Genomic DNA, 23,047 nt, shown 5'->3' on the forward strand with positions numbered 1-23,047 from the left:
AGCTAAAAAAAAAGCGCGCCATCCGGCGCGCTTTTTCATGGGCGGGGCGCTTAGCGGCCCAGCTTACCCTTGAGCAGGGCGATCACGTCGTCGATGGCCACTTCCTGCTTCTCGCCGCTGCGGCGGCACTTGTACTCCACCACGCCGTTGTCGAGGCCACGCTCACCGATGACGATGGCGTGCGGGATACCAATGAGCTCCATGTCGGCAAACATGACGCCGGGGCGCTCTTTGCGATCATCGAACAGCACGTCGATCTTGGCGGCCTTGAGTTCGCTGTAGAAGCGCTCGGCCAGCTCGGCAACCCGCACGGACTTGTGCATGTTCATCGGGATCACCGCCACTTCGAACGGGGCGATGGCGTCCGGCCAGATGATGCCGTACTGGTCGTTGTTCTGCTCGATGGCCGCTGCCACCACACGGGAGACCCCGATACCGTAGCAGCCCATCTCCATCACCACCGACTTGCCCTCTTCGTTGAGGACGGTGGCCTTCATGGCTTCGGAGTACTTGGTGCCGAGCTGGAAGATGTGGCCCACCTCGATGCCGCGCTTGAGCAGCAGCTTGCCGGTGCCGCACGGGCTCGGGTCGCCTTCGACCACGTTGCGGATGTCGGCCACTTCATAGCCTTGAACGTCGCGATCCCAGTTGGCCCCGGTCAGGTGGAAGCCGGTCTCGTTGGCGCCGCAGACAAAATCCGCCAGGTGGGCGGCACTGCGGTCGACGATGACGCGCCCCTTGAAGCCGATCGGGCCGATGGAGCCGGCGTCGCAGCCGGCGGCTGCCTTGATTTGCTCGTCGTTGGCGAAGGTCATCGGCTTGGCGATGCCGGCCAGCTTCTCGGCCTTAACGTCGTTGAGCTCGTGATCGCCACGCAGCACCAGTGCGATCACCGCTTGCTGACCTTGCTCGTTCTCTTCGCCCAGCACCAGCAGGGTCTTGGCGATCTGGCTCGGGGCCACCTTCAAGAAGGCGCTCACTTCATCGATGCTGTGCACCGACGGCGTGGCAACCTTGGCCAGCTCGGCCGTGGCGGCCGGACGCTCACCGGCCGGTGCCAGGGCTTCGGCCATCTCGATGTTGGCGGCGTAATCGGATGTATCGGAGAAGGCGATGAGATCTTCACCGCTCTCGGCCAGCACCTGGAACTCGTGGGAGCCGGTGCCACCGATGGAGCCGGTGTCGGCCTGCACCGGGCGGAAATCCAGCCCCATGCGGGTGAAGGCGGCGCAGTAGGCGGCGTGCATCTTCTCGTAGGTGTCGATGAGGCTCGGCTTGTCGATGTGGAAGGAGTAGGCATCCTTCATCAGGAATTCGCGGCCGCGCATCACGCCGAAACGGGGGCGCACTTCGTCGCGGAACTTGGTCTGGATCTGATAGAGGTTGAGCGGCAGCTGCTTGTAGCTGTTCACCTCGTAGCGCACGGTGGCGGTGATCACTTCTTCGTGGGTCGGGCCCAACACGAAGGGGCGGTTGTGACGGTCAGTCAGGCGGCACAGCTCGGGGCCGTAGTCGTCCCAGCGGCCGGACTCCTGCCACAGCTCGGCCGGTTGTACCACCGGCATGGAGACTTCGACGGCGCCTGCGTTGTTCATCTCTTCGCGCACGATGTTCTCAACCTTCTTCAGTACGCGCAGGCCGGTGGGCAGCCAGGTATACATGCCGGAGGCGAGTTTACGGATCATGCCGGCACGCAGCATCAGCTGGTGGCTGACGACTTCCGCATCGGACGGGGTTTCCTTGAGAGTGGAAAGCAGGTAGTGGCTGGTACGCATCGCTCGTGACCTTCAAATGGCAAATGGTGTGGGTCGTTGCCCGCAGGGGAAAATCTAAGAGCGGAATATTAGCAGGGCCAATGCCATGGCCCAAGGGATAAATGGCTCGGGGGCCGGCTTACTCCGCCTGCATCCCTTGCAGCATCAACCGGGCGACCAGGTCGTAGGCGTGACTCCATGCCGCCGCCAGCTCGGGGGTGAAGCGAGCGCCGAGGCGGCGGGCCAGCACCGTCGTCATGGCCTGCTTAAGGGTAGTGAAGTGGGGGGGGGCGGGCCCCGTGCTGGAGATGGCGTCGGCCGATGTCGCGGATGATGAAGGCGAGGCGGTCGAGGGCCTCCAGGCTGGTCAGCAAGGTGTTGAGGGTGTCGGCCATCTTGGTCATCAGATGATCGCGATCGTCGGTAAACAGTGGCTGCAAGGTAGGATCGAGGCGAAACAGCTCGTCGTAGACCTCCTGCACATAGCTCTGGCTGCCGCCACTTATCCGCGCCCAGCCCTGCTGAACCAGTTCAATCTCGTGGGGAAGAAGGTCCTTTGTCTCCTGCTGCATATAGGGGTCTCCGCGTGGGGATGAGAAGGCGAATATTCCGTTCGCCGAAGTGGGAACATGACAACTGGCGGCCCAGGCCGCAGTCAGTATCGCAGCCGGCAGTGCCGGGCGCCATCTCCGCTTGCTCGGGGTGGGAGTGCTGGATACCTATCCAGTTATTCTTTATGCTATGGCCAGTTTTATCGGCGTTTGAGGTAGGAAGCGTGATAGGTCGTCTGCGTGGCATCGTGATTGAGAAACAGCCCCCCGAAGTGCTGCTTGAGGTGGGAGGCGTCGGCTATGAGGTGCATATGCCCATGAGCTGCTTCTATGACTTGCCGGATCTGGGGCAAGAGGCGCGTATCTACACCCATTTCGTGGTGCGCGAGGATGCCCAGCTGCTTTATGGCTTCAATCACAAGCAGGAGCGGGCCCTGTTTCGCGAGCTGATCAAGGCCAACGGGGTGGGCCCCAAGCTGGCGCTGGCCATTCTCTCTGGCATGAGTGCCAGCCAGTTTGTGATGTGTGTCGAGCGGGAGGATATCTCCACCCTGATCAAACTGCCCGGCGTGGGCAAGAAGACCGCCGAGCGGCTAGTGGTCGAGCTTAAAGATCGTCTCGCCGGCTGGGTCAGCCACGATCTCTTCACCCCTGCTGCGGTCACCTTGCCGGAGCCGGTGAATTCCCTGCGTGAACCCGATGCGTCGGAAGAGGCCGCCAGCGCTCTGGTGGCGCTGGGCTACAAGCCGGCCCAGGCCAGCCAGATCGTTGGCAAGGTGGCCAAGGAGGGGATGTCGGTGGAAGAGATCATCCGTGATGCCCTGCGCAGCCTGGTATAAGGAAGCCTTGCATGATTGAAGCCGACCGTCTCATCTCACCGGCTGCGGGCCGGGAAGACGATATCATCGACCGCGCCATTCGCCCCAAGTCGTTGGCCGACTACAAGGGGCAGGATCATGTGCGCGCGCAGATGGAGATCTTCATCGAAGCCGCCCGTCAGCGCGGCGAGGCGCTCGATCACCTGCTGATTTTTGGCCCCCCTGGGTTGGGCAAGACCACGCTCGCCAATATCGTGGCCAACGAGATGGGGGTGAACATCAAGACCACCTCCGGGCCTGTGCTGGAGAAGGCCGGGGATCTCGCGGCCTTGCTGACCAACCTCGAGCCCAACGATGTGCTGTTTATCGACGAAATCCACCGTCTCAGCCCGGTGGTGGAGGAGGTGCTCTATCCAGCGATGGAGGATTACCAGCTCGACATCATGATAGGGGAGGGGCCGGCGGCCCGCTCCATCAAGCTGGACTTGCCCCCCTTCACCTTGATTGGGGCCACCACCCGGGCCGGCTCGCTCACCAGCCCACTGCGGGATCGTTTCGGCATTGTGCAGCGTCTGGAGTTCTACAGCGTGGCGGATCTCTCGGATATCGTGGCTCGCAGCGCCCGCTGCCTCGGACTGGATATGGCCGATGATGGTGCCCACGAGGTGGCTCGCCGTTCACGCGGCACGCCACGGATTGCCAACCGCTTGCTGCGAAGGGTGCGTGACTTTGCCCAGGTCAAGTCAGATGGCACCATCGATGGGGAGATCGCCGCGCGTGCCATGGACATGCTGGACGTGGACAACGAGGGATTTGACTTCATGGATCGCAAGCTGCTGCTGGCGGTGATCGACAAGTTTCTCGGCGGGCCGGTTGGGCTCGATAACCTGGCGGCGGCCATCGGTGAAGAGAAAGACACGATTGAAGATGTGCTTGAACCCTACCTTATCCAGCAGGGATTCTTGCAGCGTACCCCGCGTGGCCGGATCGCCACCCCGCGCGCCTATCTCCATTTCGGTCTGGAGCGGCCCGATTAGCGGGTCAGAAAAAACGGATGAGAGAACCGCCTACGGGCGGTTTTTTCTGCCCGATAAAAAAAGCCCGCAGTATGGCTGCGGGCAAGACAATTCAGGATGGATGTTCACACACAGAGTCGGCACCAGGCAGACAGTGAAAAACAGGAGTAAGGCCTGTTACAGACGATTCATTTGATACATCTGAACAAACGAAAGCTTGTAATAACGAAGGGTGCGCTGCACAAACTTTTTCATCTTTGCTTCACTCATAAAAAGGGTTCACTAGGTATACCGGGCGGTCGTTGCGGCCTGTTCCGGTGCCTCATCTGCGCCGCGCATTCTAGGCGGCCACCGTGGCCTTCTCAAACTAGAAAAATTGCAGTTCAAAAATAAGAAAAAGTAATCCGATGAGTGGGTTCTGAAATAGTCCCTATAGGAGATAACTGCCTGTTTAACCGACGTTCCATATAGGTGTCATCCCGATAAGGCCATAAAAAAGGTATGGGAATAGCTAACAGGCTTTTCCTGCGGGTTAAAATATGGATGAAAAATAAAAAAATCTTTGTTTTATATTATGTTAAGTGTTTGTTGAGTTGTGATCCTGTTCACTATTTGTTCGCTGATGTGAGTGCTAAGATGCATTGCTGATGGGTGTTTTATGAACCGAGCCACATTGATTTTCGTCAAATAATGGTGATATAAAACCCCAGCTTTTCTGCGCGTAATTAAATCGCTGATGGTTGTGGTTTTACTGTTAAACATTAGCTTTTTTTGTTTACCTTGTTGCCATTAGGTTAATGGGGTGGCGCAGTTGGCGTGTTCTGTATTGAATAAATTTTGCGGCATATAACAGATGCGGAACACCAAAGAGAAAGGAAGCTTTTCCCCAACAACTCCAATTAGCCGTGCCAATAATCGGTGAGGAAACATCATGATTGCTGAGCATGTGGTTGACCTGTCGCGGATCCAGTTCGCAGCGACAGCCCTCTATCACTTCCTGTTCGTACCCCTGACGCTTGGGATGGCCTTCATCCTGGCGATCATGGAATCCGTCTATGTCATGACCAACAAGTCCATTTACCGGGACATGACCAAATTCTGGGGCAAACTGTTCGGCATCAACTTTGCCCTCGGTGTCACCACCGGTCTGACGATGGAGTTCCAGTTCGGTACCAACTGGGCCTACTACTCCCATTACGTCGGCGATATCTTTGGTGCGCCACTCGCCATCGAAGGTCTGATGGCCTTCTTCCTCGAATCCACCTTTGTTGGCATGTTCTTCTTCGGTTGGGATCGCCTGACCAAGCGCCAGCACTTGGCGGCCACCTGGCTGATGGCGCTGGGCACCAACCTCTCCGCCCTCTGGATCCTGGTCGCCAACGGCTGGATGCAGAACCCGGTTGGGGCCGAATTCAATTTCGAAACCATGCGTATGGAGATGGCCAGCTTTGCTGACGTGGTGTTCAACCCGGTGGCTCAGGTCAAATTCGTGCACACCGTTGCCGCTGGCTACACCACGGGTGCCATGTTCGTGCTGGGTATCTCTTCTTATTACCTGCTGAAGAATCGCGATGTCGCCTTTGCCCGCCGCTCTTTCGCTATCGCCGCCGCCTTCGGTATGGCCGCTATCCTCTCGGTCATCGTGCTGGGTGATGAGTCTGGCTATGAGACTGGCGACGTGCAGAAGGTAAAACTGGCCGCTATCGAATCTGAGTGGGAAACCCACCCGGCTCCGGCCTCCTTCACCCTGTTCGGTATTCCGAATCAGGAGGAGATGCGCACCGATTACGCGATTCAGATCCCCTATGCCCTCGGCATCATTGCGACCCGTTCGCTGGATAAGGAAGTCACTGGCCTGCGTGATCTTAAGAATGAGCACGAAGCGCGTGTGCGCAACGGCATGATCGCTTATGACCTGTTGGGCAAGCTGCAATCCGGTGACAAGTCTGATGAGACCCGCGCCCGCTTCGACGAAGTGAAGCAGGATCTGGGCTATGGCCTGCTGCTCAAGCGCTATACCGACAAGGTGAGCGATGCAACCGACGAGCAGGTTAAGGCGGCCGTGGATGACTCTATCCCGCAAGTGGCTCCGCTGTTCTTCACCTTCCGTATCATGGTTGGTTGTGGTGTGCTGATGCTGGTGCTGATCGGTATCGCCTTCTATGACAGTACCCGTCACCGCATCGGTCAGCGCAAGTGGCTGCTGAAGGCGCTGTTGTGGGGGATCCCGCTGCCCTGGATCGCCATCGAGTGTGGCTGGTTCGTTGCCGAGTATGGCCGTCAGCCCTGGACCATCTCCGAGGTGCTGCCGACCTTCATGTCAGCCTCCAACGTGCCGGCTTCCGAGCTGTGGTTCTCTCTCATCGGCATCTGCCTGTTCTACTCCGTGTTGCTGGTGATCGAGATGTTCCTGATGTTCAAGTATGCCCGCCTCGGCCCGAGTAGTCTGAAGACGGGTCAGTACCATTTCGAACAGCTCAAGGCATAAGGAGAACGACCCATGTTTGATTACGAAGTTTTGCGAGTCGTCTGGTGGGTGCTGGTCGGTGTCTTGCTGATCGGTTTCACCATCACTGACGGGTTCGACATGGGCGTCGGCGCCCTGCTGCCGTTCGTCGGTAAGAAAGACGTTGAGCGTCGCGTCATGCTCAACTCCATGGGGCCGCACTGGGAGGGTAACCAGGTGTGGCTGGTGACTGCCGGTGGTGCCCTGTTCGCCGCCTGGCCGCTGGTCTATGCGGCGGCCTTCTCCGGCTTCTATATTGCGATGATCCTGACCCTGATGGCGCTGTTCTTCCGCCCGGTGGGGTTCAAGTACCGCTCCTTGCAAACCTCGCCCAAGTGGCGCAGTACTTGGGACTGGTGCCTGTTCATCGGCAGTGCCGTACCGCCCATCGTCTTTGGTGTGGCCTTCGGTAACCTGCTGCAAGGGGTTCCCTTCAGCTTTAACCAGTATCTGATGGTGACCTATACCGGTAACTTCTTTGGTCTGCTCAACCCGCTTGGCCTGCTGGCCGGTCTGGTCAGCCTGTTCATGATCGTGACCCAGGGTGCGACCTGGCTGATGATGAAGACCGAAGGTGAGATCCTGGCCCGCTCGCGCACGGCTGCCGTGATTGGCTCCCTGCTGACGCTGGTGCTGTTCGCCATTGGCGGCTTCTGGGTGAGTGGGATCGACGGCTATGTGCTGGTCAGCTCGGCCGGTGGTAACGCCGTGGCCAACCCGCTGAACAAGGAAGTCGCCGTGCAGGCCGGCGCCTGGATGCAGAACTACGACCTCTATCCCTGGATGATGGCCGCTCCTGCACTGGGTCTGGCGATGAGCCTGCTGACCGCCCTGTTTGCCAAGCTCAACAAGGGCTGGGTGGCCTTCCTGTGCTCCTCACTGGCCATTGCCGGCATCATCCTGACGGCTGGGTTCTCCCTGTTCCCGTTCGTGATGCCCTCCAGCCTGGAGCCGTCGCACAGCCTGACCATGTGGGATGCCACTTCCTCTTTCAACACCCTCAAGGTGATGACTGTGGTGGCGGCCATTTTTGTGCCGACTGTGCTGGGTTACACCCTCTGGACTTACATCAAGATGTTCGGTCGCCTGAGCACCAAGCACATCGAAGAGAACCAGCACTCACTGTACTGAGTTAGGAGAGCAAAACATGTGGTATTTCACCTGGATCCTCGGCCTCCTGCTGGCCTGTTCCTTCGGCGTTATCAACGCCCTGTGGCTTGAGCATACCGAGAACCTGGATCGCAGCATCGATGAGTAATGGCTGGCTTGCCCGGCTCTGCGCCCCGCTGTGGCGCCAGCCCGGGCAAGGTTTGCTGCTGGTGTCCGCCATCTTGATGGCGGTCGCCATGTTGCAGGCTCCCAATTTGGTCGCAGCCAATACCAGCGCGCATGCCCACTGGGTGTCGCTGGTACTGATGTGGTCGGTGTGTGCCGGCCTCATCAACGGCATGGGGTGGCAGCCCCGGTCGTGGCCCGTCAGGCTGCTGCTGTTTCCCTGGTTGGCGCTGCTCCTCAATGGTTGGGGGCTGTGGCTGACCCGGAGCTATTTTCTGGGATAAAAAACAGGGGGGAGCATAGCTCCCCCCTGCTTCTTTCCCATTCTCCCCTGCGCTATGATAGGCGCCCATCTCAATGTCGTACGGATCACAGATTCTATGGCGAACCCCTTTGTGTTTCCGGTGCGTGTCTATTACGAAGACACAGACGCCGGTGGCATCGTATACAACGCCAACTACCTGAAGTTTATGGAGCGTGCGCGCACCGAGTTTTTGCGTGAGCGCGGCATAGAGCAAGATTCTCTTCTGGAACAAGGGATTGCGTTTGTCGTGACCCGCACCGAGATCGACTTTTGCTCGGCTGCCCGCTTCAATGAGCTGCTGGAAGTACAGACTTCCATTGTGCAGCAGCGGCGCGCATCCCTGCGCTTCGAGCAACAGATTTTTGCCGGTGATGGCCGCCTGGTGAGCAAGGCCCTGGTACAGATCGCCTGTGTCGCCATCCCGCAAATGAAACCCGTAGCCATACCTGATCAAGTAAAGGGAGTGCTGTAAGTGCACGCTGAAATTTCGTTTGTTGGTTTGTTTTGGCAGGCCAGCCTGCTGGTAAAGCTGGTCATGCTCACTCTGCTGAGCATGTCGGTGGTCTCTTGGGCGCTGATCATTCAGCGTACCAAGGTGATCAAGGCGGCTCATCAAGCTTCCGAGCAGTTCGAGGATCGTTTCTGGTCCGGGGTCGATTTGAACCGTCTCTATCAGGAGTCCTCTTCCCGCCGCGATGACATTGAGGGCATGGAAGACATCTTCTATTCCGGTTTCAAGGAGTATGCCCGTCTGCTCAAGGCTGGCGCCCGCGGTCAGGAGGCGGTCATGGATGGCACCTATCGTGCCATGCGGGTCTCGCTTTCCCGTGCGGTGGACGAGCTCGAATCCAACCTGCCGGTGCTGGCCACCATCGGCTCCATCAGCCCCTACATCGGCCTGTTCGGTACCGTATGGGGTATCATGAACGCCTTTATCGCCCTGGGGCAGGTGCAGCAGGCCACCTTGCAGATGGTGGCTCCGGGTATCGCCGAAGCGTTGATTGCGACGGCGATGGGCCTGTTTGCCGCGATCCCGGCAGTGATCGCGTTTAACCGTTTCTCCAATAAGGTTGAGAAGCTGGAGAACGCATACGCCAACTTCATGGACGAGTTCACCACCATCCTGAACCGCCAGATTGCACAGCAGGGTGACCTCTAATGCAAACCTATCAGCGGATCCGGCGCAAGAAGGTGGCCGAGATCAACGTGGTGCCCTACATCGACGTGATGTTGGTGCTGCTCATCATCTTCATGGCCGTGACGCCGGTGATCACCCAGGGGGTGAAGGTTGACCTGCCGCAGGCCGAGTCCGAGCAGTTGCCGGAAGACGCCAAGCCTCCCTTCATCGTGAGCGTGACCGAAGAGGGGGTTTACACCATCAAGGCGGGTGAGGCGGATGACGAACAGGTGCCACCCGGAGACAAGGGGGCCATGGAGCAGTACATCACCGAGAAGGCGATGGGTTATCTGGCGATCAATCAGGGGGCGCCCGTGGTGGTGGCCGGTGATAAGTCGGTGCGTTATGAAGAGGTGATCCTGCTGATGGTGGCCCTGAAGAAGGCTGGTGTGCCACAGGTCGGCCTGATGACTGATTCACCCAACTAACGGAGCGGGACGTGAAGCGCGGATTATCGAGTTATGTCATTGCGTCGCTTCTGCTGCACCTCATCATCGGTCTCATCCTGCTGGTCGGGCTCGATTTCAGCAAGCCCAAGCGCCCGGCATCATCGGGGCAAATCGTGCAGGCGGTGATGATGGATGAGAACTTTCTCAACCAGCAGGCCGAACAGATCCAGAATAAGCAGGCCAAGCAGCAGGCAGCGAAGAAAGAAAAGGAAGACGCGGAACGCACTCGGCGCGAACAGATCGAGGCGCAGGAGCAACTGCGCGAGGCCGAGCAGCAACGCAAGGTCGCGGAAGAGGCGGCCCGCAAGGCCGAGGCCGCCAAGCAGATGAAGATCGCTGAACAAAAGCGTGCCGAAGAGCAGACCAAGGCGGCAGAAGAGGCGCGCAAGGTCGAAGAGCAGAAGGCGAAGAAGGCGGAGGAGGCCCGTAAGGCCGCCGAAGCTGAATCCAAGGCGCTGGCCCTCAAGAAGAAGAAAGAGGAAGAGCGTAAGAAAGAAGCCGAGAAGCAGGCGAAAGCAGAGGCTGAGAAGAAGGCTAAGGCAGAGGCTGAGAAGAAGGCGAAGGCTGAGGCTGAGAAGAAGGCTAAGGCAGAGGCTGAGAAGAAGGCCAAGGCAGAGGCTGAGAAGAAGGCCAAGGCAGAGGCAGAGAAGAAGGCCAAGGCAGAGGCAGAGAAGAAGGCCAAGGCAGAGGCTGAGAAGAAGGCTAAGGCAGAGGCTGAGAAGAAGGCCAAAGAGGCAGAGGCCAAGAAGGCGAAGGAAGACGCTGAGCGTAAGCGCAAGGCGGAAGAGGCTCGCCAGCTGGCGGAGCTGGAGCAAGGCCTTGAGGCCGAAGCCAATGCTCGTAGCCAGGCCGCGGCTGCAACTGCTGCCGCTGCGGCTAAGGGAGAGGCTGAGCGCTATGGCGCCATGATTGTCGACACGATCCGGCGCTACATGCTCACCGATCAGACCATGAAGGGTAAAACCTGTACGCTGAACCTGAAGTTGGCGCCGGATGGATTTATCATCTCGGTGCAAACGGGGGCAGGGGATCCGGCGGTGTGCCGCGCGGGTAAGGCGGCGGCGCTCAAGGCTGGCAAGGTGCCGGTGCCGAAGGATCCGGCAGTCTATGCCCAACTAAAAGAAATCAATCTGCTGGTCGACCCGTTCGGCGGCTAAGAGAACGGGGGCTGTGGCCCCCGTTAGTGAACTGGTAGTTTTTCTAACCTCCAAATGGAGTTGAATACACGATGTTGAAACGGCTGATATTGCTCTTCCTGAGTTTCACCCTGCTCGGATCCCCCGCCCATGCGGCGCTGGATCTGGTGCTGACCGGTGGTATCGACAGTGCGCGTCCGGTGGCGATAGCCCCGTTCAAGTGGACCGGTGGAGGTCAACTGCCCCAGGATGTGGCGGATGTGATCTCTTCTGACCTGCTGCGCAGTGGTAAGTTCAAACCGCTGACCCGCCAGCAGATGCCGCAAACCCCGAGCAACAGTGGTGAGATTGATTTTGCACCCTGGGCCTCGCAAGGGGTGGAAGCGGTGGTAGTGGGCTCCATTGAGCCGGCTGCCGGCGGTTATCAGATCCGCTTCGAGCTGGTCGACGTGCTCAAGGGGCAGGCGCTCAAGTCCATGGGCGGCGATGCCAACGGTTATGTGCTCGACAGCCGTACCGCGACCGTTCCTGCGGCCCAGTTGCGCCAGTTCGCCCACCGTATCTCTGACATCGTCTATGAGCGTCTGACCGGTGAGCGTGGTGCCTTCCTGACCCGCTTGGCCTATGTGGCCATCGATCGCAGCTCTCAGTATCCGTACCAGCTGCGCATCTCCGACTATGACGGCTATAACGAGAAGACGCTGCTGCGCTCCCGTGAACCGCTGATGTCCCCCTCCTGGTCGCCGGATGGTAGCAAGGTGGCTTATGTCAGCTTCGAGAACCAGCACTCTGAAATCTATGTGCAGGATATCTACTCCCAGCAGCGTAGCCTGATGACCAGTTTCCGCGGGATCAACGGTGCGCCGAAGTGGTCACCGGATAGTCGCCGTCTGGCCGTGGTGCTCTCTAAAGATGGTCAACCTGACATCTATATCATCGATGTTGGCAGCAAGCAGTTGACCCGTGTGACCGAGAGCCGTTCCATCGATACCGAGCCGGCTTGGCTGGATCCGCAGACTTTGATTTTCACCTCAGAACGTGGTGGCAAACCCCAGATTTATAGCGTAAATTTGGCGTCTGGCATGACTCGCCGGATGACTTGGGAAGGAGAGTCGAACCAGGGCGCATCGGTCACTCCGGACGGTAAGTCCATGGTGCTGGTGACCCGAGTTCAAGGACAGTATCGCATCGCTCGCCAGGACCTCGAGAGCGGTGGCATGATGGTGCTGTCCCAGAGTGCTCTGGACGAGTCGCCGAGTGTGGCGCCCAACGGTAGCATGATCATCTACACCACCATCTATCAGGGCAAGAAGAGCCTGGCGCTGGTGTCTACAGATGGCCGCTTCAGAGCAGTGCTGCCAACCAGCACTGGTGAAGTCCGTGCTCCGGCATGGTCACCCTTTTTAAACTAAAAGACATGTCTGGTTTTGGTTTTGTGACAAAGGTTTAAGGAATAAGCATGCAACTCAACAAACTGCTCAAGGGTCTGGCTATCGCTCTGCCACTGTTCACCCTGGCCGCCTGTAGCTCAACCTCCGACTCCGACGCTTCTGGCGCCGAGTCTGGCATGGGTGCCAATGGTGGGGTCATGACTGGCTCTGCCGATGGTATGCTGTCCCCGGAAGAGCAGATGCGTCAGCGCCTTGCGGCTCTGCAACGCGACAACGTGATCTACTTCGGCTTCGACAGCAACGAAATTCAAGGTCAATACGCTGACCTGCTGGATACCCACTCCAGCTATCTGCGTGAGAACCCCTCCGTCAAGGTACTGATCGAAGGTCACACCGACGAACGTGGTACTCCGGAATACAACATCGCTCTGGGTGAGCGCCGTGCCAAGGCTGTTGCCAAGTACATGCAGACTCTGGGTGTACAGGCCGATCAGCTCTCCATCGTCTCTTACGGCGAAGAGAAGCCGCAGGATCCGGGCCACGGCGAAGATTCTTACTCCAAGAACCGCCGCGCGGTCCTGGTCTACTAAGGTCTTTTTTGCATGAAGTGTATGTATAAGACAGCGGCCATCACGGCCGCTCTTTTATTTCAGCTCCCTGTCCATGCCGAGGCGCCGGTCTCCGAGCTGGGTGGTGGGGCAGTGACCCTGAGCGGCAACAACGGCGCCATCGTGCCCAGTGGCAGTGTGGAAGATCGGGTGGCCTTGCTTGAGCGTACCCTCAATGCCCGTCTGCGCATTCAGGCCGATCTGCAGCAGCAGGTTGACTCCCTGCAGCAAGAGGTGGATGAACTGCGTGGTCAGTTGGAGCAGCAGGGTTACCAGATGCAGCAATCGGAGGAGCGCCAGCGTCAGCTCTATCAGGAGCTCGATAAGGTGAACTCTGCGCAGCAACAGGCGGCCTCAGCGCCTGCGGCGGCGAGTTCGGCAGCGCCCGTGCCTGCTGCCGGCAATTACTCGAGCAACCAGGATGAGAACCAAGCCTACGATACGGCCGTCAACATGGTGCTCAAGGAGAAGAACTACGACAAGGCCATTCCCGCCTTCCAAGGGTTCATCAAGCAATATCCTGAATCCAGCTACGTGCCTAATGCGCACTACTGGCTGGGGCAGTTGCTCTTTAACAAGAGTGATAGAGCTGGGGCCAAGGGGCAGTTCCAGACCTTGGTCAGCAAGTATCCCAAGTCTCCCAAGCGGGCCGATGCCCTGCTCAAGCTGGGCATGATTGCTCAACTGGAAGGCAAGAAGGGGGATGCCAAGAGTTACTACGAGCAGGTAACCAAGGGGTACCCGAACTCATCAGCCGCTCAATTGGCGCAGCAAGCACTGTCAAAACTCTGATTTGTCGATAAAAACAGCGATACATGTGAGGTAGGTGTTAATTTTGCCTCACATTGTACGCACTGTGAGCAAACGCATCAGAATTACGATTTTTCTATTGCGCCAGAAATTTAAATCCGTAATATAAGCCGCCGTTGGCGCCGCTGGATACAGCGTTTGTCAGCGACGAGTGTGGGTCGTTAGCTCAGTCGGTAGAGCAGTTGACTTTTAATCAATTGGTCGCAGGTTCGAATCCTGCACGACCCACCACTTAATCCCAGGTCGCTTAGCTCAGCTGGGAGAGCACCTCCCTTACAAGGAGGGGGTCACTGGTTCGAGCCCAGTAGCGACCACCAGTATTGCATGCTCACGCCAAGGCGGGGGCGCAGAAAATTTCGTGGGTCGTTAGCTCAGTCGGTAGAGCAGTTGACTTTTAATCAATTGGTCGCAGGTTCGAATCCTGCACGACCCACCACGAATCCCAGGTCGCTTAGCTCAGCTGGGAGAGCACCTCCCTTACAAGGAGGGGGTCACTGGTTCGAGCCCAGTAGCGACCACCAGTTAGCAGCCAGCCGCAGGTGCGGGGGCAAACAAAAATTCGTGGGTCGTTAGCTCAGTTGGTAGAGCAGTTGACTCTTAATCAATTGGTCGTAGGTTCGAGCCCTACACGACCCACCACGAATCCCAGGTCGCTTAGCTCAGCTGGGAGAGCACCTCCCTTACAAGGAGGGGGTCACTGGTTCGAGCCCAGTAGCGACCACCAATTACCAGCCAGCCGCAGGTGCGGGGGCAAACAAAAATTCGTGGGTCGTTAGCTCAGTTGGTAGAGCAGTTGACTCTTAATCAATTGGTCGTAGGTTCGAGCCCTACACGACCCACCACGAATCCCAGGTCGCTTAGCTCAGCTGGGAGAGCACCTCCCTTACAAGGAGGGGGTCACTGGTTCGAGCCCAGTAGCGACCACCAATTACCAGCCAGCCGCAGGTGCGGGGGCAGACAAAAATTCGTGGGTCGTTAGCTCAGTTGGTAGAGCAGTTGACTCTTAATCAATTGGTCGTAGGTTCGAGCCCTACACGACCCACCACGAATCCCAGGTCGCTTAGCTCAGCTGGGAGAGCACCTCCCTTACAAGGAGGGGGTCACTGGTTCGAGCCCAGTAGCGACCACCAATTACCAGCCAACCGCAGACGCGGGGGCAGACAAAGTTTCGTGGGTCGTTAGCTCAGTTGGTAGAGCAGTTGACTCTTAATCAATTGGTCGTAGGTTCGAGCCCTACACGACCCACCACGAATCCCAGGTCGCTTAGCTCAGCTGGGAGAGCACCTCCCTTACAAGGAGGGGGTCACTGGTTCGAGCCCAGTAGCGACCACCATATTTCAAGCTAACGGGTCGTTAGCTCAGTCGGTAGAGCAGTTGACTTTTAATCAATTGGTCGCAGGTTCGAATCCTGCACGACCCACCATAACAAAGGGCCTGCATTGCTGCAGGCCCTTTTCTTTCTTATGTTTTCAGCCGTGATAGCTCATTGGCCAGTTGTGTTGAGCGCTCGACCAACTGTTTGCATCCGTGTTCGTTGTGCTCAGATTGATGGGTCAGTTCGGCGGCGCTGTCGCCGATGCGGCTCAGATTGCCGTTGATGGTCTCGCTGACCACGCTCTGCTGCTCGGCTGCGGTGGCCACTTGGCTGATATGATCATGAATGATCTGGATCTGGCCAACCACTTGCTCCATGGCGCTGACAGCCTGTTCCGTCTCGGCGACGGTGCCCTGGGTCAGGGCGATGCCATCGTCCATCTGCTGGCGGCTGTGCTCGACATCATGATGTAAACCACTAATCAACTGGCCTATCTCATCGGTTGAGGCTCTGGTGCGGCTGGCCAGGGTTCTCACCTCATCGGCCACCACCGCAAACCCGCGTCCCTGTTCGCCGGCCCGGGCGGCCTCAATAGCAGCATTGAGCGCCAGCAGGTTGGTCTGCTCTGCGATCGCGCGGATCACCTCCAGGATCCGGCCAATGTCGCCGCTGCGTCCCGCGACCGTGTCGACCGCCTGGCTGGCTCTGTGGATGGTGTCAACCAACTGGTGGATCTCATGGCGAGCCCGCAGCATGGCATGGCGAGCCGTGCCTACCTGTGTGTTGGCACGCTCAGATTCCCGGGCCGCGCCTTCCGCATACTCGGCCACATTGGCGGCCGTGGTGCTCATCTGATGTACCGCACTGACCACACTGTCGAGTTCACTGTGCTGCTCTTGCAGCGCCGAGCGCATCCGTGTGGTGCGCTCTTCAATGGCATGGGCATGAAGCGCGACCTGTTCGCCAATCTGCTTGCAGGTTTGCACCATGGTGCGCAATTTGGTGATGAACTCGTTGAGATACTTGCCCAGCGCGATCAGCTCGGCATGGGTGTCGACCTGCAACCGTTGTGTCAGATCCCCCTCGCTGCTGGCCAGTTGTGCCATGTGGCGGCGGATCTGGGTGAGGGGGGCCGTGATGGAGCCCACGAATAACCACAGCAGCAGCAGAGCGCCCGCTGTGACCAGCATGATGACCAGCAGTTGGCTCGTCAGTGTCTCCTGCATACGCTGCCGCAGGGCCTCGCTTATCTGGGTGACCTGCGCCAGCGCGACGGACTTGGGGACGCTGACTATCAGCCACCACGAGTTATCTTTCTGCGGTGTGTGGATGGGCAGTTGCAACCGGAAGTGCTCTTCGGTATCGCTGCTTGGGCCGGTCGGGAGAGTGAGCCCAACTTCCTGCAAGGGTCGCCCCAGCTTGTTAGCAAAGCGATTGCTGCCGACAATGAGGCCAAGATGGCTAGCGAGGGTCACATCGGCGCGCCCATCATAGAGGCGCTTACCCAACTCTTCGGCCAGGTGCTGCAACAGGGGAAGATTTACGTCTGTCCCAGCCACTCCGACCACCTTGCCGGAGCGCAGCAGAGGGGTGGTAAGGCTGGTCATCAGCATCTGCTTACCCGGTGCTATCTCAAATGGGTAGGGCTCGCTCACACAGGTCTGATGCCGTTCACGTGGGCAGAGGTACCACTCGCCATTGCGTACCCCAAACTCGTTGCGGGTCGTGTCATATTTGGCGGCGCTGGCGGCGGCATCGATGCCGGGGCGGGCAATCTCTCCTTTTTCATCCCGGGTGAAATAGATCTCCAGTGTGCCCTTGCCGGTGACAGAGTGGCTGGCGCCCGCCTGCCACTCGGCATCCTGGTCATCGAAGCCATTAGGCTCGAATTGGGCGTAAAGTGAGCTGATGCCATCGGCGGGGGCAAGGCGATCGCGAAGGAGACCCTCTGTCTGTTCGCGTGTCAGGGGCGCTTGAGAGCGCATCATGCTGCCTTCGAGCTGCGCTCGGATACCGAGCGGGATCTGACTGGCCTGTGTCAGGGTGGCCTCAATCTGCTGCACATATCCCTGAGCCTGATGACGCAGGCTCTCTTGCACGCTTTGCTCCATCGCTTGGCGGGTTTGGCCTATGATATCGAGCCGGCTCTGCTCCAGTGAGTGGCGCAGTAGCAGTGTGATAATGAGCCCACTGAGCAGGAACAGGGCGGTGGTCAGGATCAGCAATTTGATCTTGAGCGGGTATTGTTTCATGGGGCATCCTTGCGTCGCTTCCTAGCATGGGAGGAGTATAAGCGAGCATTTCACGTGCCATCTTTTGGTGCTGGGATTACCCGTGCTGGGGGGTATAATGCGGGCCACGCGAAGCATGATGGAACTGCAGCAATGAGCAATATTCCTGCCGCCGTGGAGATGGAATACCCTTTCCCGGCCAAGCCTGTGCCCCTGAGCGCCGCAGAGCGCGCGCGGTTGACCGCCGAGATCAAGGCACTGCTGAATGAACGTGGCGCTGTTCTGGTGGCCCACTACTATACGGATCCTGAAATTCAGGCTCTGGCCGAAGCGACCGGCGGTTTCGTCGGTGACTCACTCGAGATGGCCCGTTTTGGCAAGGAGCACCCGGCCCAGACTCTGGTGGTCGCCGGTGTCCGTTTCATGGGGGAGACCTCCAAAATCCTGAGTCCTGAAAAGCAGGTGCTGATGCCGACCCTGGAGGCTGAGTGCTCGCTGGATCTCGGTTGCCCCGCGGATACCTTCACCGAGTTCTGTGATGCTCATCCGGATCATGTGGTGGTGGTCTATGCCAATACCTCGGCGGCGGTGAAGGCCAGGGCTGACTGGGTGGTGACCTCCAGCATTGCACTGGAGATCGTCGAGCACCTTGATAGTCAGGGCCACAAGATCATCTGGGCTCCAGACCGACACCTCGGCGCCTACATCGAGAAGAAGACCGGTGCGCAGATGCTGCGCTGGCAGGGGCACTGCATCGTCCACGATGAGTTCAAATCTAAGGCGCTGCGTGAACTCAAGATACAGAATCCGGATGCGGCCGTGCTGGTGCATCCCGAATCTCCTGCCTCGGTGATTGAGTTGGCCGATGCAGTTGGCTCAACCAGCCAGCTCATCAAGGCGGCGCAGACGCTACCGCACCAGAAGCTGATCGTGGCCACCGATCGTGGCATCTTCTACAAGATGCAGCAGGCGTGTCCTGACAAGGAGATGGTTGAGGCGCCGACCGGTGGCGATGGTGCCACCTGCCGCAGTTGTGCCCACTGCCCCTGGATGGCGATGAATGGTCTGGCGGCGATCAAGTCGGCGCTGACCGAAGGGGCCGAGCACCACGCGATTCAGGTCGATCCGGCCTTGCGCGAGCGTGCCATGGTGCCGCTCAACCGCATGCTCGATTTTGCCGCCGAGCTGCGGCTCAAGACTCAGGGGAATGCCTGATTCAATAAGCAGAAAGGGCGCTGATGGCGCCCTTTCTCATGGTGGTCAGCCAATGACGGTTGAGAGGCTGTGCTCTTCATCCGGTGCAAGGGTGACACCAGCGTCAGCCGTGATGGCGGCCTCCACACAGAGCATGGTGCGATACCCCTCTGCACTCATATCGGCGATGGCTGCCGCCCCTTGCCAGGGGTTCCAGACCACCACGCTGTCATGGTTGCCTCCCATCACCTCGATCTGGCGCTCAGCGTCGCGGACTTTGACCACGGCATCGGGGGCGGAATAGATCCGATCCATGGCCTGATCCAGATGCAACGGACCTTCCTGACGAGCCGGTTGGTTGCTCAGCTTGTCAAAGTAAGGCTCGCCGAGGCCCACCACGCTGACTTGCTCTGGACTGCCGATATGCAGATAGGTGTGCAGTGCCCCGTTGTAGGTGAGGGGCAAAGAGCCGGTGTTGCGGGTGGTGAGCACCAGTGAGAGTTCGGCTCCGACCAAGATGTCGAGCTCCAGCTCAAAGGCGTGATCCCACACGACGCGGCTGGCGTCATTGTCGCGTAGCGAGAGGTGGATGAGAGTGCCATCGGCGGCATCCGATACCCCATCGAGCTGCCACATGGTCGTACGGGCGAAGCCGTGCGCGGGCTTGCCCGCACCAACCCGAGCTGGGGCCGCCCCAAACCAGGGCCAGCAGAGGGGAATGCCACCGCGTATCGGCTTACTGCCATCCAGCACAGCACATTCACTCAGCCACAGCAGCGGTGCTTCGCCATGACGGCGATAGGTCAACACATGGGCGCCAAACAGGCTGACTTCACACTCGGCAAAGTCGTTGGAGACCTTGATCAGGGGCAGGCCACCCGACGTCTGAGTCAGGATGGCGTGCCGGGTCAGGGAACGTTCGGTGGACATGAGATCACCTTTTCCTAGTAAAAACAAAGAGGCGGCCAATGGCCGCCTCTCTTTATAGCGCGTTACAGCCCCAATTACTTGGAGATGTGAGCGATCAGGTCGAGAACCTTGCTGGAGTAGCCCATTTCGTTATCGTACCAGGAGACAACCTTCACGAAGGTGTCGGTCAGCTGGATACCAGCCTTGGCATCGAATACGGAGGTCTGACGCTCACCCAGGAAGTCGGTGGAAACCACTTCGTCTTCGGTGTAGCCCAGCACGCCCTTCATGGCGCCGGCAGAAGCAGCCTTCATGGCTTCGCAGATTTCTGCGTAGGTAGCCGGCTTCTTCAGGTTAACGGTCAGGTCAACAACGGAAACGTCCGGAGTCGGTACACGGAAGGCCATGCCGGTCAGCTTGCCCTTCAGTTCCGGGATAACAACGCCAACAGCCTTGGCAGCACCGGTGGAGGACGGGATGATGTTCTGAGCGGCGCCACGGCCACCGCGCCAGTCCTTAGCGGACGGACCATCAACGGTCTTCTGGGTAGCGGTAGTAGCGTGAACGGTGGTCATCAGGCCGGACTCGATACCGAAGGTATCGTTCAGAACCTTAGCGATCGGAGCCAGGCAGTTGGTGGTGCAGGAAGCGTTGGAAACGATGTCCTGGCCAGCGTAGGAGTCCTGGTTAACACCCATAACGAACATCGGGGTGGCGTCCTTGGACGGGCCAGTCAGAACAACCTTCTTGGCACCAGCAGCGATGTGCTTACGAGCGGTTTCGTCGGTCAGGAACAGACCGGTAGCTTCGGCAACAACGTCAACGCCGATGGCATCCCACTTCAGGTTAGCCGGGTCACGTTCAGCGGTAACACGTACGGTCTTACCGTTAACGACCAGGTTACCGTCCTTGACTTCAACGGTGCCATTGAAGCGGCCGTGGGTGGAGTCGTACTTCAGCATGTAAGCCATGTAGTCGACGTCGATCAGGTCGTTGATACCAACCACTTCGATGTCGTTGCGCTCGCAAGCCAGACGGAATACGAAACGACCGATACGGCCGAAACCGTTAATACCTACTTTGATAGTCATATTTGGTTACCCAACTTGTAAGTAGTCAAAGAAAATCCGCTAGTAAATTTACTAGAACTCCCCCTGTAGTCAACCTGGATCGAGCCCGAAATTGCGCTAAGTCATGAAAAAGTGTGAAATTTATTTTCCATTTATGTAACAAAAGCGCACTTCTATCCTGTAATCGATCGACAATACTGCCTACCAGGTCACACAAACAAAACGGGCAGATATGTAAAATAGTGCACAGGTTAAGATGGCGCTCATTGCCCCAAACCAAACCAATAAAAACAACACATATCTACGTTTCATTAGTAAGAATCCACAGCGGGAATTCTCCACTATGACCACCCTGATCGAACAGCTGGCTACTGCTAAGGGTATTGCCAGCGAATATGTTGATGCTTGGGGCAATCCAGCCCTGGTATCGGAAGAGAGTAAAGCCGCCATGCTGGGCGCCATGGGTTATCGCGTCGATGATGAAGCGGCCCTGAGTGCCCAGTTGGAGGAAGAGTACAAACTGCACTGGCTGCGTCCGTTGGATCCGGTCATGGTGCTGCGTACCCACGAGTCACTGACTCTGGAAGTGCGTCTGCCCATCGATCTGGCCAATGAATCCCTGAGCTGGACGCTGCGGCTGGAAGAGGGTGGCGAACAGAGCGGCAGCTTCACCCCGGTCGAAGGGGAGCTGGTCGGCGTTGCTGAGCTCGGCGATCTGGAGTTCCAGGCCTATCGCGTGACCCTGGCGGCGACCCCGGGCATGGGTTACCACCAGCTGGTGTTGTGTGAGCCGGGCGATGCCGAGCCACTTGGCGAGATGCGTCTGATTGTGGCGCCCAAGTCCTGCTACAAGCAGCCTGCCATCGCCAATGGCCGCAAGGTATGGGGCCCGAGTGTTCAGCTTTATTGCCTGCGCAGCCGTCACAACTGGGGGATCGGTGATTTCAGCGATCTGGCCCAACTGGTGGAGAAGGTGGCCGATTGGGGAGCTCATTTCGTCGGCCTCAACCCCATTCACGCCCTCTATCCGGCCAACCCCGAGAGCGCCAGTCCTTATAGCCCCTCTTCCCGTCGCTGGTTGAATCTGGCTTACATCAATGTCGAGGCGGTGCCCGAATTCCAAGCCAATGCCGCCCTCAAGGCTGAGGTGGCTGCGCCGGCGTTCCAGCAAATGCTCAGCGCCCTGCGTGCCAAGGAGTATGTGGATTACACCGGCGTGATGAGCGCCAAGATGATGATGCTGCGCAAGGTCTTTGAGCAGGCCAAGTTCGATGCCAAGCGCCGCGCAGCATTAGATGCATTTGTGGCTGAAGGGGGCGACAGCCTGCGTCAGCAAGCGGCCTTTGATGCCATTCAGGCCTGCCTCTATGCCGAGGGTCAAAACGCTTGGGGCTGGCCGGTATGGCCAGAGGCACTCAAGGATTACCACACCCCTGAGGTGGAAGCGTGGATCGCAGCCCATCAGCAGGATGTGGATTTCTTCCTTTATCTGCAATTCGTGGCCGATGAGCAGTTGGCGGTGGCCGATGCCCGTGCCAAGGCGTCGGGCATGGTGATGGGGCTCTATCGTGACCTCGCGGTCGGGGTTTCCGAAGGTTCTACCGAAATTTGGGCCAACCGCGATCTGTATTGTCCGAAAGCTTCTGTTGGGGCTCCGCCTGATATTCTGGGTCCGCTTGGCCAGAACTGGGGTCTGCCGCCGATGAATCCGGGCAAGCTGTTCGATGCGGCCTACCAGCCGATGGTCGATCTGTTCCGCTCCAACATGCGCTCTTGCGGCGCGCTGCGGATTGACCACGTGATGGCCTTGCTGCGTCTGTGGTGGGTGCCGCCTGGAGAGTCCGCCGCCAAGGGGGCCTACATCTATTATCCGGTGAACGACCTGCTGGGCATTCTGGCCCTCGAGTCGCACCGCAACCAGTGCCTCATCATCGGTGAGGATCTGGGGACGGTACCGGAGGGGATCGATGTCACCCTCAAGGAGAACGGCGTTCACTCCTACAAGGTGTTCTTCTTCGAGCGCTCGAAGGACGATGGCGGCTTTATTTCTCCGGCTCACTATGCGGAGCAGGCCATGTCGGCCCTGACCACTCACGATATGCCGACCCTGGCGGGTTTCTGGCACTGTGATGATCTGGCGCTCGGCAAGCAGCTCGGGCTTTATCCGGATGAAGAGGTGCTGGCGCGTCTCTACGCCGATCGCCATGAGGCCAAGCAGCGCATACTGGATAGTTTGCATGCGCACCATGTCGTTTCTGACTCTGTCAGTCGTGACGTCAATTGGGTCGGCATGAATACCGAGCTGAACCACGGCATGCAAATTCATATGTCGCGCGGTAACTGTGCCCTGTTCAGCACCCAGCTAGAAGACTGGCTGGAGATGGACAAGCCGGTCAACGTACCGGGTACCAGCTACGAATACCCGAACTGGCGCCGCAAGCTTTCCCGCGATCTGGAAGAGCTGTTCGCCGACGAGGGGCTCAAGGCTTTGGCGCACGGTATGAGCCGTGCCCGTGATGAGGCTGGGCATTGA

General features: G+C 58.5%; 21 protein-coding genes and 13 tRNA genes. 28 read left to right on the forward strand and 6 right to left on the reverse strand.

The genetic code is table 11. From position 1 onward, the window contains the following. Positions 1–50 precede the first annotated feature (50 nt). The 3 genes from FE240_RS03540 to FE240_RS03545 form a co-directional block, all read right to left on the reverse strand. A complete protein-coding gene (locus FE240_RS03540) occupies positions 51–1,775 on the reverse strand; it encodes a proline--tRNA ligase (RefSeq protein WP_193003408.1) in 1,725 nt (574 codons plus the stop codon). Between the two features lie 118 nt (positions 1,776–1,893). After that, complete coding sequence (locus tag FE240_RS19040; protein WP_319016747.1) at positions 1,894–2,013, reverse strand: globin family protein; 120 nt, start codon at positions 2,011–2,013, stop codon at positions 1,894–1,896. 7 nt (positions 2,014–2,020) lie between these two features. Continuing rightward, on the reverse strand, positions 2,021–2,326 hold the full coding sequence (locus tag FE240_RS03545) for a globin family protein (RefSeq protein ID WP_226798971.1): 306 nt from the start codon (positions 2,324–2,326) through the stop codon (positions 2,021–2,023). Positions 2,327–2,529: 203 nt separating this feature from the next. Here FE240_RS03545 and ruvA point away from each other — a divergent pair, with 203 nt between their 5' ends. The 26 genes from ruvA (at position 2,530) to FE240_RS03675 (ending at position 15,218) form a co-directional block, all read left to right on the forward strand. After that, positions 2,530–3,144 carry a Holliday junction branch migration protein RuvA gene (gene ruvA, locus FE240_RS03550; RefSeq protein WP_042046961.1) on the forward strand — a complete coding sequence of 205 codons (615 nt, stop codon included), beginning with the start codon at positions 2,530–2,532 and terminating at the stop codon, positions 3,142–3,144. Between the two features lie 11 nt (positions 3,145–3,155). Then, positions 3,156–4,160 carry a Holliday junction branch migration DNA helicase RuvB gene (gene ruvB / locus FE240_RS03555; RefSeq protein WP_042046963.1) on the forward strand — a complete coding sequence of 335 codons (1,005 nt, stop codon included), beginning with the start codon at positions 3,156–3,158 and terminating at the stop codon, positions 4,158–4,160. Positions 4,161–5,070: 910 nt separating this feature from the next. After that, positions 5,071–6,627, forward strand: a complete 1,557-nt coding sequence (gene cydA, locus FE240_RS03560) for a cytochrome ubiquinol oxidase subunit I (RefSeq protein WP_193003409.1) — start codon at positions 5,071–5,073, stop codon at positions 6,625–6,627. A 12-nt stretch (positions 6,628–6,639) separates the two neighbouring features. Beyond that, on the forward strand, positions 6,640–7,776 hold the full coding sequence (gene cydB / locus FE240_RS03565; RefSeq protein ID WP_193003410.1) for a cytochrome d ubiquinol oxidase subunit II: 1,137 nt from the start codon (positions 6,640–6,642) through the stop codon (positions 7,774–7,776). 16 nt (positions 7,777–7,792) lie between these two features. Further along, the gene (cydX, locus tag FE240_RS03570) at positions 7,793–7,903 is read left to right on the forward strand and encodes a cytochrome bd-I oxidase subunit CydX (RefSeq protein WP_193003411.1); all 111 of its coding nucleotides are present in this window, start codon (positions 7,793–7,795) and stop codon (positions 7,901–7,903) included. Then, positions 7,896–8,204 carry a cyd operon YbgE family protein gene (locus tag FE240_RS03575; RefSeq protein ID WP_193003412.1) on the forward strand — a complete coding sequence of 103 codons (309 nt, stop codon included), beginning with the start codon at positions 7,896–7,898 and terminating at the stop codon, positions 8,202–8,204. The genes cydX and FE240_RS03575 overlap by 8 nt, the downstream gene beginning before the upstream one ends. Positions 8,205–8,300: 96 nt before the next feature. Beyond that, entirely contained in the window at positions 8,301–8,696 is a 396-nt protein-coding gene (gene ybgC / locus FE240_RS03580) for a tol-pal system-associated acyl-CoA thioesterase (protein ID WP_193003413.1), read from the forward strand. Then, positions 8,697–9,383, forward strand: a complete 687-nt coding sequence (gene tolQ / locus FE240_RS03585; RefSeq protein WP_042046970.1) for a protein TolQ — start codon at positions 8,697–8,699, stop codon at positions 9,381–9,383. Next, complete coding sequence (gene tolR / locus FE240_RS03590) at positions 9,383–9,829, forward strand: protein TolR (protein ID WP_042046972.1); 447 nt, start codon at positions 9,383–9,385, stop codon at positions 9,827–9,829. Before tolQ ends, tolR begins: the two co-directional genes overlap by 1 nt. An 11-nt stretch (positions 9,830–9,840) precedes the next feature. Continuing rightward, positions 9,841–11,007 carry a cell envelope integrity protein TolA gene (gene tolA, locus FE240_RS03595; RefSeq protein ID WP_193003414.1) on the forward strand — a complete coding sequence of 389 codons (1,167 nt, stop codon included), beginning with the start codon at positions 9,841–9,843 and terminating at the stop codon, positions 11,005–11,007. A gap of 71 nt (positions 11,008–11,078) precedes the next feature. After that, positions 11,079–12,398 (forward strand): Tol-Pal system beta propeller repeat protein TolB, encoded by a 1,320-nt coding sequence (gene tolB, locus FE240_RS03600; protein ID WP_193003415.1) that lies wholly within the window; start codon positions 11,079–11,081, stop codon positions 12,396–12,398. Between the two features lie 47 nt (positions 12,399–12,445). Beyond that, positions 12,446–12,967: a peptidoglycan-associated lipoprotein Pal gene (pal, locus tag FE240_RS03605; protein WP_042046975.1), complete on the forward strand. Its 522-nt coding sequence runs from the start codon at positions 12,446–12,448 to the stop codon at positions 12,965–12,967. A 12-nt stretch (positions 12,968–12,979) separates the two neighbouring features. Continuing rightward, a complete protein-coding gene (gene ybgF, locus FE240_RS03610; protein WP_193003416.1) occupies positions 12,980–13,777 on the forward strand; it encodes a tol-pal system protein YbgF in 798 nt (265 codons plus the stop codon). Between the two features lie 173 nt (positions 13,778–13,950). After that, a tRNA-Lys gene (locus FE240_RS03615) sits at positions 13,951–14,026 on the forward strand. Between the two features lie 10 nt (positions 14,027–14,036). Continuing rightward, positions 14,037–14,112 (forward strand) — tRNA-Val (locus tag FE240_RS03620). A 43-nt stretch (positions 14,113–14,155) separates the two neighbouring features. After that, positions 14,156–14,231, forward strand: a tRNA-Lys gene (locus FE240_RS03625). Between the two features lie 9 nt (positions 14,232–14,240). Then, positions 14,241–14,316, forward strand: a tRNA-Val gene (locus tag FE240_RS03630). A gap of 42 nt (positions 14,317–14,358) precedes the next feature. After that, positions 14,359–14,434: transfer RNA gene (locus FE240_RS03635), tRNA-Lys, on the forward strand. A 9-nt stretch (positions 14,435–14,443) separates the two neighbouring features. Continuing rightward, positions 14,444–14,519 (forward strand) — tRNA-Val (locus tag FE240_RS03640). A 42-nt stretch (positions 14,520–14,561) separates the two neighbouring features. Continuing rightward, a tRNA-Lys gene (locus tag FE240_RS03645) sits at positions 14,562–14,637 on the forward strand. A 9-nt stretch (positions 14,638–14,646) separates the two neighbouring features. Beyond that, positions 14,647–14,722: transfer RNA gene (locus FE240_RS03650), tRNA-Val, on the forward strand. 42 nt (positions 14,723–14,764) lie between these two features. Beyond that, a tRNA-Lys gene (locus tag FE240_RS03655) sits at positions 14,765–14,840 on the forward strand. A gap of 9 nt (positions 14,841–14,849) precedes the next feature. Continuing rightward, positions 14,850–14,925, forward strand: a tRNA-Val gene (locus FE240_RS03660). 42 nt (positions 14,926–14,967) lie between these two features. After that, positions 14,968–15,043, forward strand: a tRNA-Lys gene (locus tag FE240_RS03665). A 9-nt stretch (positions 15,044–15,052) separates the two neighbouring features. Further along, positions 15,053–15,128, forward strand: a tRNA-Val gene (locus tag FE240_RS03670). 14 nt (positions 15,129–15,142) lie between these two features. Then, positions 15,143–15,218 (forward strand) — tRNA-Lys (locus FE240_RS03675). Positions 15,219–15,256: 38 nt separating this feature from the next. On the opposite strand, the gene FE240_RS03680 is transcribed toward FE240_RS03675, so the two are convergent. After that, positions 15,257–17,362, reverse strand: coding sequence for a methyl-accepting chemotaxis protein (locus tag FE240_RS03680; RefSeq protein ID WP_193003417.1), 2,106 nt, complete (start codon positions 17,360–17,362; stop codon positions 15,257–15,259). Between the two features lie 132 nt (positions 17,363–17,494). On the opposite strand from FE240_RS03680, the gene nadA reads away from it, so the two are divergent. Continuing rightward, complete coding sequence (gene nadA, locus FE240_RS03685) at positions 17,495–18,556, forward strand: quinolinate synthase NadA (RefSeq protein WP_193003418.1); 1,062 nt, start codon at positions 17,495–17,497, stop codon at positions 18,554–18,556. Positions 18,557–18,601: 45 nt separating this feature from the next. On the opposite strand, the gene FE240_RS03690 is transcribed toward nadA, so the two are convergent. Both FE240_RS03690 and gap read right to left on the reverse strand, forming a co-directional pair. Further along, on the reverse strand, positions 18,602–19,465 hold the full coding sequence (locus tag FE240_RS03690; RefSeq protein ID WP_193003419.1) for a D-hexose-6-phosphate mutarotase: 864 nt from the start codon (positions 19,463–19,465) through the stop codon (positions 18,602–18,604). Between the two features lie 74 nt (positions 19,466–19,539). Further along, a complete protein-coding gene (gene gap, locus FE240_RS03695; protein ID WP_193003420.1) occupies positions 19,540–20,535 on the reverse strand; it encodes a type I glyceraldehyde-3-phosphate dehydrogenase in 996 nt (331 codons plus the stop codon). A gap of 322 nt (positions 20,536–20,857) precedes the next feature. Here gap and malQ point away from each other — a divergent pair, with 322 nt between their 5' ends. Then, a complete protein-coding gene (malQ, locus tag FE240_RS03700) occupies positions 20,858–23,047 on the forward strand; it encodes a 4-alpha-glucanotransferase (protein ID WP_193003421.1) in 2,190 nt (729 codons plus the stop codon).

The sequence above is a fragment of the Aeromonas simiae genome, assembly GCF_014892695.1.
GTDB classification, from domain to species: domain Bacteria; phylum Pseudomonadota; class Gammaproteobacteria; order Enterobacterales; family Aeromonadaceae; genus Aeromonas; species Aeromonas simiae.

Bases quoted from the DNA above. Each gene is read 5' to 3' on its own strand.
- cydX (WP_193003411.1), top strand. From the start codon at position 7,793: ATGTGGTATTTCACCTGGATCCTCGGCCTCCTGCTGGCCTGTTCCTTC.
- malQ (WP_193003421.1), top strand. From the start codon at position 20,858: ATGACCACCCTGATCGAACAGCTGGCTACTGCTAAGGGTATTGCCAGC.
- cydA (WP_193003409.1), top strand. From the start codon at position 5,071: ATGATTGCTGAGCATGTGGTTGACCTGTCGCGGATCCAGTTCGCAGCG.
- ybgC (WP_193003413.1), top strand. From the start codon at position 8,301: ATGGCGAACCCCTTTGTGTTTCCGGTGCGTGTCTATTACGAAGACACA.
- tolR (WP_042046972.1), top strand. From the start codon at position 9,383: ATGCAAACCTATCAGCGGATCCGGCGCAAGAAGGTGGCCGAGATCAAC.
- FE240_RS03575 (WP_193003412.1), top strand. From the start codon at position 7,896: ATGAGTAATGGCTGGCTTGCCCGGCTCTGCGCCCCGCTGTGGCGCCAG.
- ybgF (WP_193003416.1), top strand. From the start codon at position 12,980: ATGAAGTGTATGTATAAGACAGCGGCCATCACGGCCGCTCTTTTATTT.
- cydB (WP_193003410.1), top strand. From the start codon at position 6,640: ATGTTTGATTACGAAGTTTTGCGAGTCGTCTGGTGGGTGCTGGTCGGT.
- nadA (WP_193003418.1), top strand. From the start codon at position 17,495: ATGAGCAATATTCCTGCCGCCGTGGAGATGGAATACCCTTTCCCGGCC.
- FE240_RS03680 (WP_193003417.1), bottom strand. From the start codon at position 17,362: ATGAAACAATACCCGCTCAAGATCAAATTGCTGATCCTGACCACCGCC.
- FE240_RS03540 (WP_193003408.1), bottom strand. From the start codon at position 1,775: ATGCGTACCAGCCACTACCTGCTTTCCACTCTCAAGGAAACCCCGTCC.
- FE240_RS03690 (WP_193003419.1), bottom strand. From the start codon at position 19,465: ATGTCCACCGAACGTTCCCTGACCCGGCACGCCATCCTGACTCAGACG.
- FE240_RS19040 (WP_319016747.1), bottom strand. From the start codon at position 2,013: ATGACGACGGTGCTGGCCCGCCGCCTCGGCGCTCGCTTCACCCCCGAG.
- tolB (WP_193003415.1), top strand. From the start codon at position 11,079: ATGTTGAAACGGCTGATATTGCTCTTCCTGAGTTTCACCCTGCTCGGA.
- gap (WP_193003420.1), bottom strand. From the start codon at position 20,535: ATGACTATCAAAGTAGGTATTAACGGTTTCGGCCGTATCGGTCGTTTC.
- pal (WP_042046975.1), top strand. From the start codon at position 12,446: ATGCAACTCAACAAACTGCTCAAGGGTCTGGCTATCGCTCTGCCACTG.
- ruvB (WP_042046963.1), top strand. From the start codon at position 3,156: ATGATTGAAGCCGACCGTCTCATCTCACCGGCTGCGGGCCGGGAAGAC.
- FE240_RS03545 (WP_226798971.1), bottom strand. From the start codon at position 2,326: ATGCAGCAGGAGACAAAGGACCTTCTTCCCCACGAGATTGAACTGGTT.